A 16,942-nucleotide genomic window follows, 5' to 3' on the forward strand; every position below is an offset into this window, starting at 1 on the left:
CGACGAGACCCCATGGCCACTCCCAGCGCTAGCTCTTATAACGCAGACGCCATCGAAGTCCTCTCGGGCCTCGACCCGGTGCGCAAACGCCCGGGCATGTACACCGACACCACTCGGCCGAACCACCTCGCCCAGGAAGTCATCGACAACAGTGTCGACGAAGCCCTGGCGGGGCACGCGAAGTCGATCCAGGTCATCCTGCATGCCGACCATTCCCTGGAAGTGTCCGATGACGGCCGCGGCATGCCAGTGGACATTCACCCCGAAGAGGGCGTGTCCGGTGTCGAGCTGATCCTCACCAAGCTCCATGCGGGCGGCAAGTTTTCCAACAAGAACTACCAGTTCTCCGGCGGTCTGCACGGGGTGGGTATTTCCGTGGTCAACGCCTTGTCGAACCAGGTGCGGGTGCGGGTCAAGCGTGATGGCAACGAATACCAGATGACCTTCGCCGACGGCTTCAAGGCCACCGAGCTGGAAGTAGTCGGCAGCGTCGGCAAGCGCAATACCGGGACCAGCGTGTACTTCGCCCCGGATCCGAAATACTTCGATTCGCCGAAATTCTCCGTCAGCCGCCTCAAGCATGTGCTCAAGGCCAAGGCCGTGTTGTGCCCGGGGCTGCTGGTCAGCTTCGAAGACAAAGGCACTGGCGAGAAGGTCGAGTGGCATTACGAGGACGGCCTGCGCTCCTATCTGGTGGACGCGGTCAGCGAATTCGAACGCCTGCCGGCCGAGCCTTTCTGCGGCAGCCTGGCCGGTAACAAGGAAGCGGTGGACTGGGCCCTGTTGTGGCTGCCGGAAGGCGGCGACAGCGTGCAGGAAAGCTACGTCAACCTGATTCCGACCGCCCAGGGCGGTACCCACGTCAACGGGTTGCGCCAGGGCCTGCTGGACGCCATGCGCGAGTTCTGCGAATTCCGCAACCTGCTGCCGCGTGGCCTGAAGCTGGCACCGGAAGACGTCTGGGAGCGCATCGCCTTCGTTCTGTCGATGAAGATGCAGGACGCGCAGTTCTCCGGCCAGACCAAGGAACGCCTGTCGTCCCGCGAGGCGGCCGCCTTCGTTTCGGGCGTGGTCAAGGACGCGTTCAGCCTGTGGCTCAACGCCAACCCGGAACTGGGCATGCAACTGGCGGAGCTGGCCATCAGCAACGCCGGCCGTCGCCTCAAGGCCAGCAAGAAGGTCGAGCGCAAGCGCATTACCCAGGGCCCGGCATTGCCAGGCAAGCTGGCGGATTGCGCCGGCCAGGACCCGATGCGTTCCGAGCTGTTCCTGGTGGAAGGTGATTCCGCCGGTGGTTCGGCCAAGCAGGCGCGGGACAAGGAGTTCCAGGCGATCCTGCCGCTGCGCGGCAAGATCCTCAACACCTGGGAAGTCGACGGCAGCGAAGTCCTGGCCAGCCAGGAAGTGCACAACATCGCCGTGGCCATCGGGGTCGACCCGGGCGCCGAGGACATGAGCCAGCTGCGCTACGGCAAGATCTGCATCCTCGCCGACGCCGACTCCGACGGCTTGCACATCGCGACGCTGCTCTGCGCGCTGTTCGTCCAGCATTTCCGTCCGCTGGTGGATGCCGGTCACGTCTACGTGGCGATGCCGCCGCTATACCGCATCGACCTGGGCAAGGAGATCTACTATGCCCTCGACGAAGCCGAGCGCGATGGCATTCTCGATCGCCTGGTGGCCGAGAAGAAGCGTGGCAAGCCGCAGGTCACCCGATTCAAGGGCCTGGGTGAAATGAACCCGCCACAACTGCGCGAAACCACCATGGACCCGAACACCCGGCGCCTGGTGCAGTTGACCCTCGGTGAAGACTTCGCCGCGACCTCGGAAATGATGGACATGCTGCTGGCGAAGAAACGCGCCGGCGATCGCAAGAGCTGGCTGGAGTCCAAGGGCAACCTGGCCGAGGTTCTGGCCTGATGTGCAGAGGCTTTGCCCTGGCGTTACTGCTATTGGCAACCTCGGCGATGGCCGACCCCTTGCCCGAGTTGAGGCTGCTGGCCGAGCATCCGGTGGACGGCATGCGTGGCGGTAACCTGTCGGGGCTGGCGTTGTGTGGCAAGGCGCTGTGGACGGTCTCCGACCGCGACGACGACCAGATCTATCGGCTCGATACCAGCGATCGGGTCTGGCAGGCCGAGACCGTGCGCATCGATGTGCCGCCGGTGCCGGACAGCGGTTTGCCCTGGGGTTTGAACTCGCGTACCTGGGTCGCGTCGTTCGTGCGCGGCGGCGACCTGGATTTCGAGGGCATTACCTGCGACAGCGCCGGCAACAAGTATGTGGTCAGCGAGTCCCATGCGGCAGTGTTGCAGCTGCCGCCGACGGGTTCGGCCGCCTGGCTGAAGATTTCGCCGATCATGGTGCGCGAGGCGCGGGCCAGCGGTATGTTGCTGCACTTCAATGCCCTGTTCGAAGGCCTGGCGGTCAACCCGGCCGGCGACCGGATCTGGCTGGCCGCCGAGCGCGAGCGCCGCGGGCTGCTGTTGATCAAGCGCCAGCAGAGTGTCTGGGATTGCGACGGCGGCTGTGTGCTGCTCAGCGAGGCCGGGTTGGAAATGCAGCCACCACAGATGCCCAAGGCCAAGGCGGTGTCCCGGGATTTCGCCGACCTGTCGCTGTTCGAGGGCAAGTTGTTCACCCTCGAGCGCAATGCGTTCCAGGTCTGTCGTCGTGATGCGTCGACGGCCAAGGTCGAGCGTTGCTGGTCGTTTGCCGCCGAGGCGTTGCAGGAAAACCGGCGTTATCCACAGGCCTATGGCCTGACCGAGGCCCTGGTGGTGGATGCCGACGGCGCCTGGATCGGTGTGGATAACAACACCGGAGCCCGTGCCGACGGTGAAAAACGCCCGATCGTCTGGCGCTTCGCCGCGCCCGAGGGCGGTTGGAGTGCCAAGCCGTGAGCCAGCAGCCACCGGGCAAACGTGCCGGACGCGTGCTGCTGGTGCTGGCCTGGGGCGCCGGCCTGTTCCTGGCGACACGGTTTTTTGGCGAGTGGGAACAGCGTCAGGAGAACCCCAATGCTGTCGTCACTTCGCAACAACATGAGGGTTACATCGAAGTGAAACTGGTCGGCAACGGCCAGGGGCATTTCGTCGCCAGCGGCCAGATCAACGGCCAGCCGGTGAATTTCATGCTCGATACCGGAGCGACCGATGTGTCGATCCCGTCCGGGCTGGCCGAGCGTCTTGGCCTGGAGAAGGGCGCACCGGTGACCCTGAATACCGCCAACGGTCGTAGCGAGGGTTATCGAACCCGCCTCGACCGCCTGCAACTGGGCGATATCGTCCTGCGCGATGTCCGTGCGCTGGTCGCGCCGGGCCTGGGTGGCGAGCAGGTGTTGCTGGGCATGAGCGCTTTGAAAAAACTTGAATTTACCCAGCGCGGCGGCACTTTGCTGCTGCGCCAGACAACGAACTGATGAGGCCCGCATGAGCGACTCCCTGGATCTCAGCCTGGATGGCGTAGAACGCCGATCGCTGGCTGACTTCACCGAAAATGCCTACCTCAACTACTCCATGTACGTGATCATGGACCGTGCTTTGCCGCATATCGGCGACGGCCTGAAACCGGTACAGCGGCGTATCGTCTACGCCATGAGTGAGCTGGGGCTGGATGCCGATTCCAAGCACAAGAAGTCCGCCCGTACGGTCGGTGACGTGCTGGGTAAGTTCCACCCCCACGGCGACTCGGCCTGCTACGAAGCCATGGTGCTGATGGCGCAGCCTTTCAGCTATCGCTACACGCTGGTGGACGGTCAGGGTAACTGGGGTGCGCCGGACGATCCCAAGTCCTTCGCCGCCATGCGTTACACCGAAGCGCGCCTGTCGCGTTACTCCGAAGTGCTGCTCAGCGAGCTGGGCCAGGGTACCGCGGACTGGGGGCCGAACTTCGACGGTACCCTGCAGGAACCCCTGGTATTGCCGGCACGTTTGCCGAATATCCTGCTCAACGGCACCACTGGTATCGCCGTGGGCATGGCCACTGACGTGCCGCCTCACAACTTGCGTGAAGTCGCCACCGCTTGCGTGCGCCTGCTGGATGAGCCCAAGGCCACGGTCGAACAGCTCTGCGAGCACATTCAGGGCCCGGACTATCCGACCGAGGCGGAAATCATCACGCCGCGCGCCGACCTGCTGAAAATCTATGAAACCGGTCGCGGTTCGGTGCGCATGCGTGCCGTCTATCGCATCGAGGATGGCGACATCATCGTCACCGCGCTGCCACACCAGGTGTCCGGCGCCAAGGTGCTGGAACAGATCGCCGCGCAGATGCAGGCCAAGAAGCTGCCGATGGTCGCCGACCTGCGCGACGAGTCGGACCACGAGCACCCATGCCGGATCGTGATCATTCCGCGTTCCAACCGGGTCGATCCCGACGAACTGATGCAGCATCTGTTTGCGACCACCGAGCTGGAATCCAGCTACCGGGTCAACGTCAACATCATCGGTCTGGACGGCAAGCCGCAACTGAAGAACTTGCGTGCCTTGCTGGTGGAGTGGCTGGAGTTCCGCGTACTGACGGTGCGCCGCCGCCTGCAGTTCCGCCTGGACAAGGTCGAGCGCCGCCTGCACCTGTTGGACGGCTTGCTGATCGCCTACCTCAACCTGGATGAAGTGATCCACATCATTCGTACCGAGGACCAGCCGCGAGCCAAGCTGATCGAACGTTTCGCCCTGAGCGAAGTGCAGGCCGACTATATCCTCGATACCCGCCTGCGTCAGTTGGCGCGGCTGGAAGAGATGAAGCTGCGCGCCGAGCAGGACGAACTGCTCAAGGAGCAAGCCAAGCTGCAAGCCCTGCTCAACAGCGAAGCCAAGCTGAAGAAGCTGGTGCGCACCGAATTGCTGCAGGACGCCGAAACCTACGGCGACGACCGTCGTTCGCCGATCATTGAGCGCGCCGAGGCCAAGGCCCTGTCGGAAAACGAGCTGATGCCGACCGAGCCGGTCACCATTGTTCTGTCGGAAAAAGGTTGGGTACGCTGCGCCAAAGGGCATGATATCGACGCTACGGGGCTGTCCTACAAGGCCGGCGACGGCTTCAAGACCTCGGCCATCGGGCGCTCCAACCAGTTCGCGGTGTTCATCGACTCCACTGGACGCAGTTATTCGGTGGCGGCGCATACGTTGCCATCGGCCCGTGGCCAGGGTGAACCGCTGACCGGACGCCTGACGCCGCCGCCTGGGGCCAGTTTCGAATGCGTGCTGCTGCCGGACGACGAGGCGCTGTACGTGATCGCCTCCGACGCGGGTTACGGCTTCGTGGTCAAGGGCGAGGATCTGCAAGCCAAGAACAAGGCCGGCAAGGCGTTGTTGAGTCTGCCGAACAACGCCAAGGTGCTGTTGCCGCGGCCGGTGAGTGATCGTGAACAGAACTGGCTGGCTTCGGTGACCACCGAAGGGCGTTTGCTGGTGTTCAAGATCAGCGACCTGCCGCAGTTGGGCAAAGGCAAGGGCAACAAGATCATCGGGATTCCGGGTGAGCGAGTGGCCAGCCGCGAAGAGTACGTGACCGATATCGCGGTACTGCCGGAAGGCGCGACACTGGTGCTGCAGGCCGGAAAACGTACCCTGTCGCTCAAGGCCGATGACCTTGAACATTACAAGGGCGAGCGCGGTCGCCGGGGTAACAAGCTGCCACGGGGCTTCCAGCGAGTGGATGCGTTGTTGGTAGAAACTCTCAATTGATGCGGGTTAGAGCGTCCGATCTGCGATTTAACCGGTAGATCGGCGCTACAACACTGGAGTCATGGCGCATATTCACGGATGATATGCGCTTTCAAGCGCCGGCGTGGCTGAGCGTTATTCAGGGTTATTTTGAGTATTTACACTGTGGCTAGCCTTGTGGCCGCCACCTGGATGGGATGATGACTGCTCTGCGCCTTCCTCTTGTTTTCTTGCTCGCTGGCGTTCTTGGCCTGGCGGGTTGCAGCGTACACCAGCCGGTGTCGCTGTATCAGCTGGACAGCGGAAGTCCAGCTCAACCGGCACAAAGCGCCGGCATGGCCGTATTGCTGGGGCCGGTACTGGTTGCCGACTACTTGCAACGTGAAACCTTGCTGCAACGTCAGAACGACGGCAGCCTGCAGGCTTCGACCGACGGTCGCTGGGCCGGCAGCCTGTCTTCCGATATCGATCAGTTGCTGTTGCGTCAGGTCGCCGGCCAGCTGGACAGCCAGCGTGTAGTGCTGGCGCCGGCGAGCACCGGTTTCACTCCGGATGTGCAGGTGCTGCTGTCGATCACTCGCCTGGATTCGGGCGCCTCGCAACCGGCAGTTCTCGATGCGCAATGGCGCCTGATTGATCGTCGTGGGCAGGTTCGCGACAACCGTATCGTTCATCTGCAGGAGCAGCATGCGGGTACCACCGCGTCCCAGGTCCAGGCCCAGGGCGTATTGCTGCAACGCTTGGCCGAGCAGCTGTCGGGTGCCCTCAAGCCGCTGGCCAACCAGCCTACGGTAGCCGAGGTACCCCGCAAGGCGGCGCCTGCGCCGGCGGCAAAGCCGGCCGAGCAGGAGAAGCAGCCGAAGATTCCAATGGCCACGCCTATCCGCACGGATATGGAAGTGTTCCGCTTCTGAGTGTTGCGGTTCCAGGACAAAGCCCGCTGATCAGCGGGCTTTGTCGTTTCTGGGGGGGGCAGGTTGAGCCAGAGGTAATGGTGCGCCCTTGATGGAGTATCGCGAGCAAGCTCGCTCCTACAGAGGGGCGACCGGCTTGCTCGCGACGATTGTGCCGCAGCCACAAAAAAGCCCGCATCGCTGCGGGCTTTTTGTTGGGCGGCTGGCTTAGAGCTTGGCCCGGGTTTCGTGCATCCGCGCCAGTTGCCGTTCCAGCATAGATGGGTAGGGCTCCATCAGGCGTTCGACGCAGCAGGCGCCTTCCGGGCTGGCGATCGGACGGATGCGCGCGCGCTGACGAATCAGGGCGTCATCGTTGATCTTGCGCTCGACCAGCAGCAGGTTGCGGCTGTGCTGGGACAGCGCCAGGGCGTCCTGGGCGGTCTCGGTCAGCAGCAGGTCGATCTGGCTCAGGCCGAACAGCTCTTCGCCAAGGGTCAGGCCCAGTTGCAGCTGCAGGGTGATGCCGCTGTCGGCCACTTCGATTTGCAGGGCGTGGCCCAGGGCGCGCAGCAACTCGCCACAGCAGATGGCATTGGTCAGGTAGTCGTCGCCGCTGTCTTCGCTGTGGAACAGCATCAGCGTGCTGCCGTCGTTCAGGGTGTGCAGTTCGCTCTGGTACAGCGAGGCGGCCTGGTCGAGGCAGTCGCGATAACGTTCCAGCAATTCCGTCAGGCGGGCGCGGGGCAGGCGGCGCAGTTGCTCCTGGGCGCCCAGTTGCACGGCCAGGACCGCACTGTGCTGCGGCTGTGCCGGTACCGTGGGTTTCACGATCGGCTTGGCAGCGGTCGCGGTGGACGAGCTGTCGCGAAGGTCGGCGAACGGGTCTTCATCGTCGGCCAGGTCCTCTTCGGCATTGATCACGTGCCGCGGTGCGGGCTTGAGCCCGGCTACGGGAGCGCTTTCATCGAAGCTCGGGTCACGCAGGTTGCGCACCTCGAAAGTCGGTTCCGCGTCTTCGCTGTCGTCGTAGTCGGTATCGTCGATCTCGGCTTGCGGTTCGGGTTCCGGCTCGACCTTCTCGGGGGCGAAGCTGGCGTGCAGCTGGCGCGCCAGGTCGCCAATCTCGTCCTGGCGCTGGGTGGCCGGGGTGTTTTCGTCGATATCCCGCAGCCAGACCCGCAGTTGCATCAGCGGTGTGGAGATGTGCCGTCCCAGGCGCAGGCTCAAGGCCAGGGCCAAAGCCAGCAGGATCGCGCTGAGAATGCCCATGCTCTGCAGGCTGATGGTCATCGGCTGCTGGAATTGTTCCATGTCCAGGCTGATGCGCAGGTTGCCCGCGGTCACGTCCTGGAAGGTGATCTTGGTCTGGTAGACGCCTTCGGTTTCACCCAGCAGGCTGCTTTTCGGGCGCTGACCGGCTTCGGCGAGGATGCGGTTGTCCACGCTGTAGATCGCCGCATGGGCAACCAGCGGGTTCTTGGTCAGGTTATTCAGCAGCACGTTGAGGCTGAGGATGTCGTTGGACACCAACAGCTCGGTGGCCGAGGTCGCGGTCTGGGTAGTCAGGCTCTGACCCAGGGCGTCGGCTTGTTCGTGCATGGCCTGCTTGAACTGCAGGCCCATCACGCAGGCATAGATCACCAGGGCCAGGGCGACCAGGATCACGTTATGGCTGGCAATGCGCAATGCAATCGGTACACGGCGGTGACGCAGTGCACGGAAGATCAGCAGGAAGAAGTTATCGGTTTTAACTGGCGTGGGCCGGTTCACTGAGCTCGGCTCTTTTGTCCGTGAAGTTGAGGCGCAGTATAGCGACAGGCCCTAGACCGGCAAAGCGCTGGCTGTGCCCGATGGTCACTGAAAGTGGGTAGAATGCGGTTTTTTTCCACCTGCGGGGGTGCGCCTTGCGCGAAATCGTCCTGATAAACATCACTGGTGAAGACCGTCCGGGTCTCACTGCGGCCATTACCGGCGTTCTGGCCCAGGGTGGTGTGAACATTCTCGACATCGGTCAGGCGGTGATTCACGACACTCTGTCGTTCGGCATCCTGGTTGAAATTCCGGACAACGAGCAGAGTTCGTCGGTGCTCAAGGACATTCTGTTCACCGCCTATGAGCTGGACCAGCAGGTCCGTTTCACGCCGGTTTCCGAAGAGGATTACCAGCAGTGGGTCGGCGGTCAGGGCAAGAAGCGCCATATCGTCACCTTGCTGACCCGCAAGGTCACGGCCGAGCAGTTGCAGCGCGTCAGTTCGATCACCGCCAAGTACGGCTTGAACATCGACCACATCGATCGCCTCTCCGGGCGCATGCCGCTGGACACCCCGGCCGACAAGGGCAAGGGGTGCATCGAGTTCTCCGTGCGGGGCGAAGCGGCCGATCCGCAGGCATTGCGTGCCGAGTTCCTCAGCGTCGCCCAGGAGCTGAACGTCGATATCGCTTTCCAGGAAGACTCGCTGTTCCGTCGCAACCGCCGCCTGGCGGTGTTCGACATGGACTCGACGCTGATCGAGGCGGAAGTCATCGACGAGCTGGCCAAGGCGGCCGGCGTGGGTGACCGGGTGGCGGAAATCACCGAGCGGGCGATGGCTGGCGAGCTGGATTTTCGCGCCAGCTTCAAGGAGCGCCTGGCCTTGCTCCAGGGCCTGGACATCAAGGTGCTGGACTCCATCGGCGCATCGCTGCGCCTGACCGAAGGGGCCGAGACCCTGTTCGCCGAGCTCAAGCGCCTGGGCTACAAGACTGCGATCCTCTCGGGTGGCTTCACCTATTTCGCCAAGCAATTGCAGGCCAAGCTGGGGATCGACTACGTATTCGCCAACGAGCTGGAAGTGGTCGACGGCAAGGTGACCGGTGTCGCGGTCGAGCCGATTGTCGACGCCCAGCGCAAGGCCGATCTGCTGCGCGAGCTGGCCGCCAAGGAAGGTTTGCGCCTGGAGCAGACCATCGCGGTCGGCGACGGCGCCAACGACCTGCCGATGCTAGCTATCGCCGGCCTGGGCGTGGCCTTCCGCGCCAAGCCGCTGGTCAAGCAGTCGGCCAAGCAGGCGATCTCCACCCTGGGCCTGGATGGCGTGCTGTATCTGCTGGGCTTCCGCGATCGCGACGGCCAAAGCTGATCCAGTAGGAGGTGCGCCGTCGCCAGGCTGCGCACCGCGGAACCTGAGTCCGCTGCCGGTCCGATGCTCTCCAGGCCGGCAGCGGGAGGCCTAGTCCAAGGCTTTGCCCGCGGTTTCCGGCACCATGGCTAGGCCGATCAGCGACAACAGAATGCAGACCATCACATACCAGGCCGGCGAGCTGGGGTCGCCCGTGAGCTTGATCAGGCCAGAGGCGAAGAACTGCGCAAAACCGCCGAACACCATGACTCCCAGGCAATAGACGATGGACATGCCGCTGGCACGGATGCGGCGTGGAAACAGCTCCGGCAACACTGCAAGGGAGGGTACCGAGGTATATACCAAAGGCACGCTCAGCAGGCTGACTACCAATAGCAGCATTGGCAAGCCGGGCATGGCATGCAGCAGCAGGAAGCCAGGGTAGATCAGCGCCAGCAACGCCAGCCGCGGCAGCAGGATCGATCGGCGCCGGCCGATCCGGTCGCTCAATCGCCCCGCCGGGACCGACAGCAGCACCGTCAGCAGTGCCGACGCCGAGGCCGCCCAGATCGCCACCGACAGGGGCATGCCGAGCAAGGTCACGGCGTGGTTGGCCAGGTAGTGGCTAATGATAAAGGTCGGTGCCGTTGCTCCCACCGCCACTAACACTCCGGCGATAATCTGCCGCGAGTGCTGGCGCAGCAACGGCCCCGCCGGTTCCTGGTCTGGCGCAGGCTCACCTTGGGGCGAGCTGGTGCTAACGGCGGCAGTTTCATCCAGCCGGTGGCGAATGTATTCACCTACCGGAATCGTCAGCACGCCGACCGCGAACACCATCCGCCAGCCCCAACTGTCCATGGCTTCCGGTGACAGAACTGCGCCCAGCAACGCCACCACCAATGTGCCGCAGAGTACCCCCAGGCCCTGGCTCAACAGCTGCCAGCTACAGTAATAGCCGCGTGTTCGGTCGTTGGCGTACTCCATCAGCATGGAGGTGGCCGCACCGACCTGGCCACCCACGGCAAAGCCTTGCACCAGGCGCGCCAGCAGCACCAGCAGCGGGCCCAGCAGGCCGGCCTGGGCGTAAGTGGGGGCGATCACTAACAGCAGCGAACCAATGGCCATCAGCCAAAGGCTTAGTCGCAACGCCGGTTTGCGGCCTCGACGGTCGGCATACAGGCCAATCAGGATGCCGCCGATGGGCCGGCTGATAAAACCGGTGCCAAATACCGCCAGCGACAGCATCAATTGCAACAAGGGTTCATCGGTAAATGGAAAGAACAGGCGCCCCATCAAGGTGGCCAGGGCGCTGTAGACGATGAAGTCGTAGAACTCCAGGGCGTTGCCCAGTGTGATGGCGATAATTGCGCGCCGACTGGGAGCCGACGCATTGAGCACCGGCGCTTTCTGTAAAGTGGTCATGGCAAGTGCTCCCGGAGTCAGGCCAGATAGCGTTCCACCAGCTTGACCCAGTAACTTGCCCCGATCGGCAGGGCCTGGTCGTTGAAGTCATAACCTGGGTTATGCACCATGCAGCCGCCTTCGCCGTCGCCATTGCCGATAATCAGGTAGCAGCCTGGTACCTGCTCCAACCAGAAGGCGAAGTCCTCGCTGCCGGTCAGCGGCTGCATGTTCGTCGCCAGCCCTTCCTCCCCGAGCCAGTCTCGCGCCACTGCCTCGGCCAGCCGGGTCGCCGCGACGTCATTGACCAGCAGCGGATAGCCATACTCGTAATCCACCTCGGCACGGGCGCCAAATCCCGCGGCCTGGGCCTCGGCCAGGGCCACGATGCGTTGACGCAACAGCTCGCGGATGTCCGGGCACAAGGCGCGTATGCTCAGGCGCATTTGCGCGGTTTCCGGAATCACGTTGGGGGCCTCGCCGGCCATGATCGCCCCCACAGTGATTACGGCCGTCTCCAGTGGGGGCACGTTGCGCGACACAATGCTTTGCAGGGCCATCACCAGAGAGGCACAGACCACGATCGGGTCCACGGCCTTGTGCGGCATCGCACCGTGGCCGCCGGTGGCCTGGATGCGGATGGTGGCGGTATCGGTGGAGGCCATGAATGGCCCAGGCAGGAAGCCCAGCTTGCCCAGGGGCACCCCCGGCATATTGTGCATGGCGAAAATCGCCTGGCAGGGGAACAGATCGAACAGGCCATCATCCAGCATGCGCTTGGCCCCGGAGCCGCCATGACCTTCTTCGGCCGGCTGAAAGAACAGGTGCAGGGTGCCACGAAAAGGCCGGCGCTTGGCCAGGTCCCAGGCCGCGGCCAGCAGCATGGCGGTATGGCCGTCGTGGCCGCAGGCGTGCATCTTGCCCTCGACCCGGCTGGCCCAGGGCAGGCCGGTGGTTTCCTGGATCGGCAGGGCATCCATGTCGGCGCGCAGGCCGATAGCGGGCCCTTCTCCATTGCGGAGTGTGCCGACCACGCCGGTTTCCCCCAGCCCTTCGTGAAGGTCGTAGCCCCAATTCTGCAGGCAGCGAATCACCTGGGCGCGGGTCTCGAACTCTTCGAATCCCAATTCGGGATGGGCATGGATCTCGTGGCGCAGGGCGATCATGGATGGGGTGATTTCACGGATACCGGGCAAGATGGTGGACGCGCCCATGGCGATGTCTCCTTTTTATTGTTGGGGTTATGACCTAGGCCTGGGGATACTAGAAGCAACCCAGAACACCGGGAAGGCGCAAAAAAGTTGTCAGTAGCACTTCTGGTTGATGGTGGGAGAGGAACAATGAAGATCCATCAGTTGCAGGCATTGATCGCCATGGCGGAGCACGGCAGCATCCGCGCCGCTGCCAAGGCGCTGGCCCTGTCGCAAGCCGCGGTCAGCAAGACCTTGCGCGAACTGGAGGCCGAACAGCAGTTGCCCTTGCTACAACGCCATGCCGGCGGTACGCGGCTGAACGATGCCGGACGGGTACTGCTCAAGCATGCCCGGCAGGTGCTCAGGCAACTGGAGCGAGCCGAGGATGAACTGGCCGCTTTGCGCGGCCAGCACGCGGCCCGCCTCTGCGTCGGGGTCACGCCCTGGCTGGCTGAAACGCTGTTGCCGGATGTGGTGCGGTTGTTTCGCCAGCGCATGCCGGAGATTCGCCTGGAATTGTTCGAGGGATTGCTGGCGGTAGCCTTGCCGCTGCTACGGGATGGTCAAATGGACTTCGCCATCGGCCCGCTGTTCAGCAGCATTTCCGCCCAGGAGTTCCATTGCCAGCCGTTGTTGACCCACCCTTGTCGGGTCTTCGCCCGCCATGGCCATCCGGCGTTGCGGGCCAGTTCCCTGGAGGAGTTGCTGGAGCAGGAATGGGTGGTCAACTACAGCCCGGTCACTTATGAGCAGGTGATGCACTCGTTGTTCGGTCGGCATGGATTGGGCATCGGTCCCGAGCGATTGATCTGTGCCCATTCGATGACCCTGCTGTCGAGCATGGTGCTGCAAGCCGGCATGTTGAGCTTCGGCCCGGAGCCATTGTTGCTGTGCCATGGCTTCCAGCCCCATGTGCAAGCCTTGGCGCTGCGCGAGGAGATGGATAGGCAGGCCATGGGCATCATCAGTCATCAGGGGCATACCCACAGTTATGCCGCGATGTGTTTTATCGACTGCCTGCAACAGAGCCTGAAGCAGAAAAGCCGTTCGTCGCACCCGACGGATCGTGCCCTGAGCGAGATGCTGAGCTTGTTGTTCTAGTGGCCCCAGTGGTACTGGGTCGGAAGCCTGCGACGGGCAAAAAAAAAGCCGCCTGTCGAAAGACCGGCGGCATTCTTCGGACACTCCCCTGAACTGGGGGGGCTTCATCGCGCCTGGAGCTGTTCGCTCTTCATTGCGCAGTCAATCGCCTCAGGCGTTTGCCGACGTCAGGCTCTGGCCCATCTGGACCGGCGAGCCGGCCGCCAGTTCTTCGGCCCACTGCACTTGCTCCGGCCCGAACAGCACGATCGCGGTGGAACCCAGCTTGAAGCGGCCCAATTCGGCGCCCTTTTCCAGGTGGATCGGCGCGCGGGCGGCTTCGTCGTAGCGCACGGTCTTCAGTTCGCGCTTAGGCGGAGTCACCAGGCCGGCCCAGACGGTTTCGATCGATGCCACGATCATCGCGCCGACCAGGACCACGGCCATCGGCCCGCGCTCGGTATCGAAAACGCATACCACGCGCTCGTTGCGGGCGAACAGCTCCGGCACGTTTTCTGCGGTGGTCTGGTTGACCGAGAAGATCCGTCCCGGCACGTAGACCATTTCCCGCAGGGTGCCGGCCAGCGGCATGTGCACGCGGTGGTAGTCCTTCGGCGACAGGTAGATGGTGGCGAAATCGCCGCCCATGAACGGGGCTGCCAGGGCCGAGTCGCCACCCAGCAGTTCCAGCACGCTGAAGCTGTGGCCCTTGGCCTGGAATACCCGACCGTGCTCGATCGGGCCAAGCTGGCTGACCGCGCCGTCGGCTGGGCTGAGGATCGCGCCCGGGGTCTGGTCCAGCGGGCGGGCACCGTCTTTCAACGCGCGGGTGAAGAAGGCGTTGAAGTGCTCATAGGCGGTCAGGTCTTCCACCAGCGCTTGGGACATGTCCACCTGATAACGCTTGGCGAACCAGGCGGTGAAGGCATTCTTGAACCAGCGCACGCGGCACTCGGCAATGCAGCCGGCCAGGCGCGACAGCAGGTGGTGAGGCAGCAGGTACTGGCTGAGGATAAACAAACGCTTTTTCATTAACTGTCCTTAAAACCTTAAATCTCTACGGGCGTGTCAGGGTGGTTGCCCCATTCGCCCCAGGAACCGGCATAGCCTTTGACTCGCGGATAACCGAGCGCCTTGGCCACCAGATAGGTGAAGCCAGAGCGATGGTGAGTCTGGCAGTGGGTGATCACTTCTTTGTCTTTGCTGATGCCGAGCTGTTCGAGGATCTGCGGCATGTCGCTGCGGATCCGCAGGTTGCGCGCCGGGTCCATGCCCGCCGTCCACTCGAAGTTGATCGCGCCGGGAATGTGCCCACCCTTGGCGGCGAGGACTTTCTCCCCCGAGTACTCCAGGGGGCCGCGGGCATCCCAGATCGCCAGGTCGGCCGCGCCAAGACGGCTTTGCAGGTATTCGCGGGTGGCGGTCGGCTCGTCGTGCAGGGTCAGGGCGACAGGGCCGTCGACGGCCGCCGGGACTTCGTTCGAGACCGGCAGGCCGTCGGCCAGCCAGGCCAGCAGCCCGCCGTCCAGGTAGTGGTAACGGGAGTGGCCGATGACATCCAGCAACCAGATGAAGCGCCCGGCCCAGCCGCCGCCTTCGTCGTCATAGACCACGTAGACCGCGTCCGGGTTATGCCCCAGTTCGCCGAACAGGGTTTCAAGGGCTGCCTGTGGCGGCATCAGCCCTGGCGCCGGTGCCTGACCGAGCTGGGTACGCTTGGGGTCGACGAAGTGCGCGCCGGGGATATGGCCCGCGGCATAGCGGGCGGCGCTGGTCAGGTCCACCAGAATCAGTTCGCGGGCGTCGAGGCGAGGGAGCAGGTCGCTCGGCTCGATCACCAGCGGCAAGCCAGAGAAGTCAGGCATGTGAGGTCTCCAGGGCACAAAGGGAGGGATTGTAGCGCAAGCGTCAGCGGCTGCGGTTGGTAAAGCTGTGCAGGGCCTTTTCGATGCACTGCGCGGTCTTGCCGAACGCCTGCACGGAGACTTCCGAGAAGGGTTGGCCGCCCTGGTCGGCGACGATCAGCATGATCACCCGGCCATTGCTGGGCACCGAGCGCATCAGCAGGTGCTCGCCACGAAACAGCGTGCGCAGGCTGGCGGGCAGGCGGGCGGAGAACTGGGCGTTGTTGGTCGGCGTCAGGCGCACTTGCGCCGGAGCATCCAGCAGCCTTTGCAATACGCTGCTCTGGTTGATCGTCAATGCCAGGTTCATGGCGGGGGCGGGCAGTCCGGCGATCTGATGCACGCGCAACTGGGTCCGCGTGCGGTCGACCATCAGCAGCATTACCCGGCGCATGCCGCACGCCACCAGGGCGTCGCGGGCAAAGGTGGTCAGGTGCATGGCATTGCTGAAGCGGCTGGGCTCCACCAGCAATTCGCTGCATTGCTTGCGCCACTTGGCCAGATCTTCTGCGGTTGGTGCGGGAGCCGGGAGCTCGCCGCGATGCACGCGCCGGGCCTCCCAGGGCCAGAGCAGCGCCTCGGCCGGATGCCACAGGTCGGGCATGTGGTGATGCCGGGCACTCTGCGCGGCTTGCTGGTGCAGCTGTTGTTGCAGCTCGTCCATCGACATCTGCAGGTACAGGCTGGTCAGGTATTGCCAGCGCATGCAGTGCGGGCCGGTCCAGGATTCTTGCGCCGAGAGGGCCAGGGCGTTGGCCAGCAACACACTGTTGGCCGGCTGGTTCAGCCAGCGCTGCAGGGCCGGGTCGGCATCCAGGCATTGTCGCTGGTGCAACGGATGGGCGTTGTCCCGGGCGATATGCAGGGCCTTGACCAATTGGTCCTGCTCGTCGATCAGCAGGCGGTAGCCTTGCTGTACCCAGATCGGCAAGTGCCAGGCCTCCACCAGGGCCTGGCCCAACTGAAGCAGGCCGACGCCGAACAGTTCCTGCTCGACCTCCTGGGCCGGTTCGGCTTTATGGACGACACGCAGCTCCCACTCTTCGAGCAGTTTTGGATAGGCCAGCGCCAAGGGCCACAGCGGCGAGAGAAACAGCAGGCTGCCCCAGTGAATGTCCTGCCAGAGCCTGGCCAGGCGCCCGGCGAAAAAGCCGTTGGCCTGTTGGGTCGCGTGCTGGCTGATCAGTTGCAACTGGCGCAGCCCAACCGGGATCTCCTGCTCGGGCTGGGCGGGCAGGCGGGCGAGCAATTCTTCGGTACGCGCCAGGCCCAGGCGGTTGAGGGCGACCTCGAGGTTCTCGGCCGGCTCGCCCATGCTGCCGTGGGTGTGGCGATTGGCTTCGCGAATCACGCTCAAGGCCAGCGCGGGGCTGTCCTGCATCAGGTCGGCAATGTCGCGCAATGAGCTGCGATTGTCCCTGATGGCTTTGCAGACCCGGTCATGGCTGGCCTGCGGCACCGGCAGGCGGACCGCGTCAAGCAGCTTTATCCAGGATTCGAGGGAGTGGGGGGCGGTAGTTGGGACTGTCGTTTCATTAGACATGGCTGGGCGCAATCATCGTCTGCTGTAAACACGCCCAGAGCGGGCCAAACTGGCTTTTCGCCTTAACGGCCTATAGTCTGGCGCAGTTTTGCCGATAAGTAGAAGAAGAGTTTTAAGAACTTCCGAATATGACCTTGAACCCGACTCAGTAAGTACCT

At 63.6% G+C, this 16,942-nt stretch carries 13 protein-coding genes; 7 read left to right on the plus strand and 6 right to left on the minus strand.

Annotation, left to right across the window (positions count from 1 at the left end; genetic code table 11):
* Positions 1–12 precede the first annotated feature (12 nt).
* From parE to PMI20_RS06025, 5 genes are all read left to right on the plus strand, one after another.
* The gene (parE, locus tag PMI20_RS06005; protein ID WP_007921422.1) at positions 13–1,920 is read left to right on the plus strand and encodes a DNA topoisomerase IV subunit B; all 1,908 of its coding nucleotides are present in this window, start codon (positions 13–15) and stop codon (positions 1,918–1,920) included.
* Entirely contained in the window at positions 1,920–2,903 is a 984-nt protein-coding gene (locus PMI20_RS06010; RefSeq protein WP_007921421.1) for an esterase-like activity of phytase family protein, read from the plus strand. Before parE ends, PMI20_RS06010 begins: the two co-directional genes overlap by 1 nt.
* Positions 2,900–3,421, plus strand: coding sequence for a retropepsin-like aspartic protease family protein (locus tag PMI20_RS06015; protein ID WP_007921420.1), 522 nt, complete (start codon positions 2,900–2,902; stop codon positions 3,419–3,421). The genes PMI20_RS06010 and PMI20_RS06015 overlap by 4 nt, the downstream gene beginning before the upstream one ends.
* Before the next feature lie 10 nt (positions 3,422–3,431).
* Positions 3,432–5,690 carry a DNA topoisomerase IV subunit A gene (parC, locus tag PMI20_RS06020; RefSeq protein ID WP_007921416.1) on the plus strand — a complete coding sequence of 753 codons (2,259 nt, stop codon included), beginning with the start codon at positions 3,432–3,434 and terminating at the stop codon, positions 5,688–5,690.
* A gap of 179 nt (positions 5,691–5,869) precedes the next feature.
* Positions 5,870–6,583 (plus strand): PqiC family protein, encoded by a 714-nt coding sequence (locus tag PMI20_RS06025; RefSeq protein ID WP_007921414.1) that lies wholly within the window; start codon positions 5,870–5,872, stop codon positions 6,581–6,583.
* Positions 6,584–6,790: 207 nt separating this feature from the next.
* On the opposite strand, the gene PMI20_RS06030 is transcribed toward PMI20_RS06025, so the two are convergent.
* Positions 6,791–8,335 (minus strand): AhpA/YtjB family protein, encoded by a 1,545-nt coding sequence (locus tag PMI20_RS06030; RefSeq protein WP_007921413.1) that lies wholly within the window; start codon positions 8,333–8,335, stop codon positions 6,791–6,793.
* Between the two features lie 134 nt (positions 8,336–8,469).
* Here PMI20_RS06030 and serB point away from each other — a divergent pair, with 134 nt between their 5' ends.
* Positions 8,470–9,684 (plus strand): phosphoserine phosphatase SerB, encoded by a 1,215-nt coding sequence (serB, locus tag PMI20_RS06035; protein ID WP_007921412.1) that lies wholly within the window; start codon positions 8,470–8,472, stop codon positions 9,682–9,684.
* A gap of 90 nt (positions 9,685–9,774) precedes the next feature.
* Here the strand turns inward: serB and PMI20_RS06040 are convergent, their stop codons facing one another.
* Positions 9,775–11,085, minus strand: coding sequence for an MFS transporter (locus PMI20_RS06040; protein WP_007921410.1), 1,311 nt, complete (start codon positions 11,083–11,085; stop codon positions 9,775–9,777).
* A 17-nt stretch (positions 11,086–11,102) separates the two neighbouring features.
* Entirely contained in the window at positions 11,103–12,278 is a 1,176-nt protein-coding gene (locus PMI20_RS06045; RefSeq protein WP_007921409.1) for a M20 aminoacylase family protein, read from the minus strand.
* Positions 12,279–12,404: 126 nt separating this feature from the next.
* Between PMI20_RS06045 and PMI20_RS06050 the strand changes: the two genes are divergently transcribed.
* Entirely contained in the window at positions 12,405–13,358 is a 954-nt protein-coding gene (locus tag PMI20_RS06050; RefSeq protein ID WP_007921408.1) for a LysR family transcriptional regulator, read from the plus strand.
* Positions 13,359–13,508: 150 nt separating this feature from the next.
* Here PMI20_RS06050 and asd read toward each other — a convergent pair whose 3' ends face one another.
* The 3 genes from asd to PMI20_RS06065 are packed head-to-tail and all read right to left on the minus strand — an operon-like array spanning position 13,509 to position 16,784.
* Positions 13,509–14,369: an archaetidylserine decarboxylase gene (asd, locus tag PMI20_RS06055; RefSeq protein WP_007921406.1), complete on the minus strand. Its 861-nt coding sequence runs from the start codon at positions 14,367–14,369 to the stop codon at positions 13,509–13,511.
* A gap of 17 nt (positions 14,370–14,386) precedes the next feature.
* Positions 14,387–15,202: a thiosulfate sulfurtransferase gene (rhdA, locus tag PMI20_RS06060; protein WP_007921404.1), complete on the minus strand. Its 816-nt coding sequence runs from the start codon at positions 15,200–15,202 to the stop codon at positions 14,387–14,389.
* A 43-nt stretch (positions 15,203–15,245) separates the two neighbouring features.
* Positions 15,246–16,784 carry an HDOD domain-containing protein gene (locus tag PMI20_RS06065; RefSeq protein WP_007921403.1) on the minus strand — a complete coding sequence of 513 codons (1,539 nt, stop codon included), beginning with the start codon at positions 16,782–16,784 and terminating at the stop codon, positions 15,246–15,248.
* Positions 16,785–16,942: the final 158 nt, after the last annotated feature.

It is taken from the genome of Pseudomonas sp. GM17 (genome assembly GCF_000282175.2).
Taxonomy (GTDB): Bacteria; Pseudomonadota; Gammaproteobacteria; order Pseudomonadales; family Pseudomonadaceae; genus Aquipseudomonas; species Aquipseudomonas chlororaphis.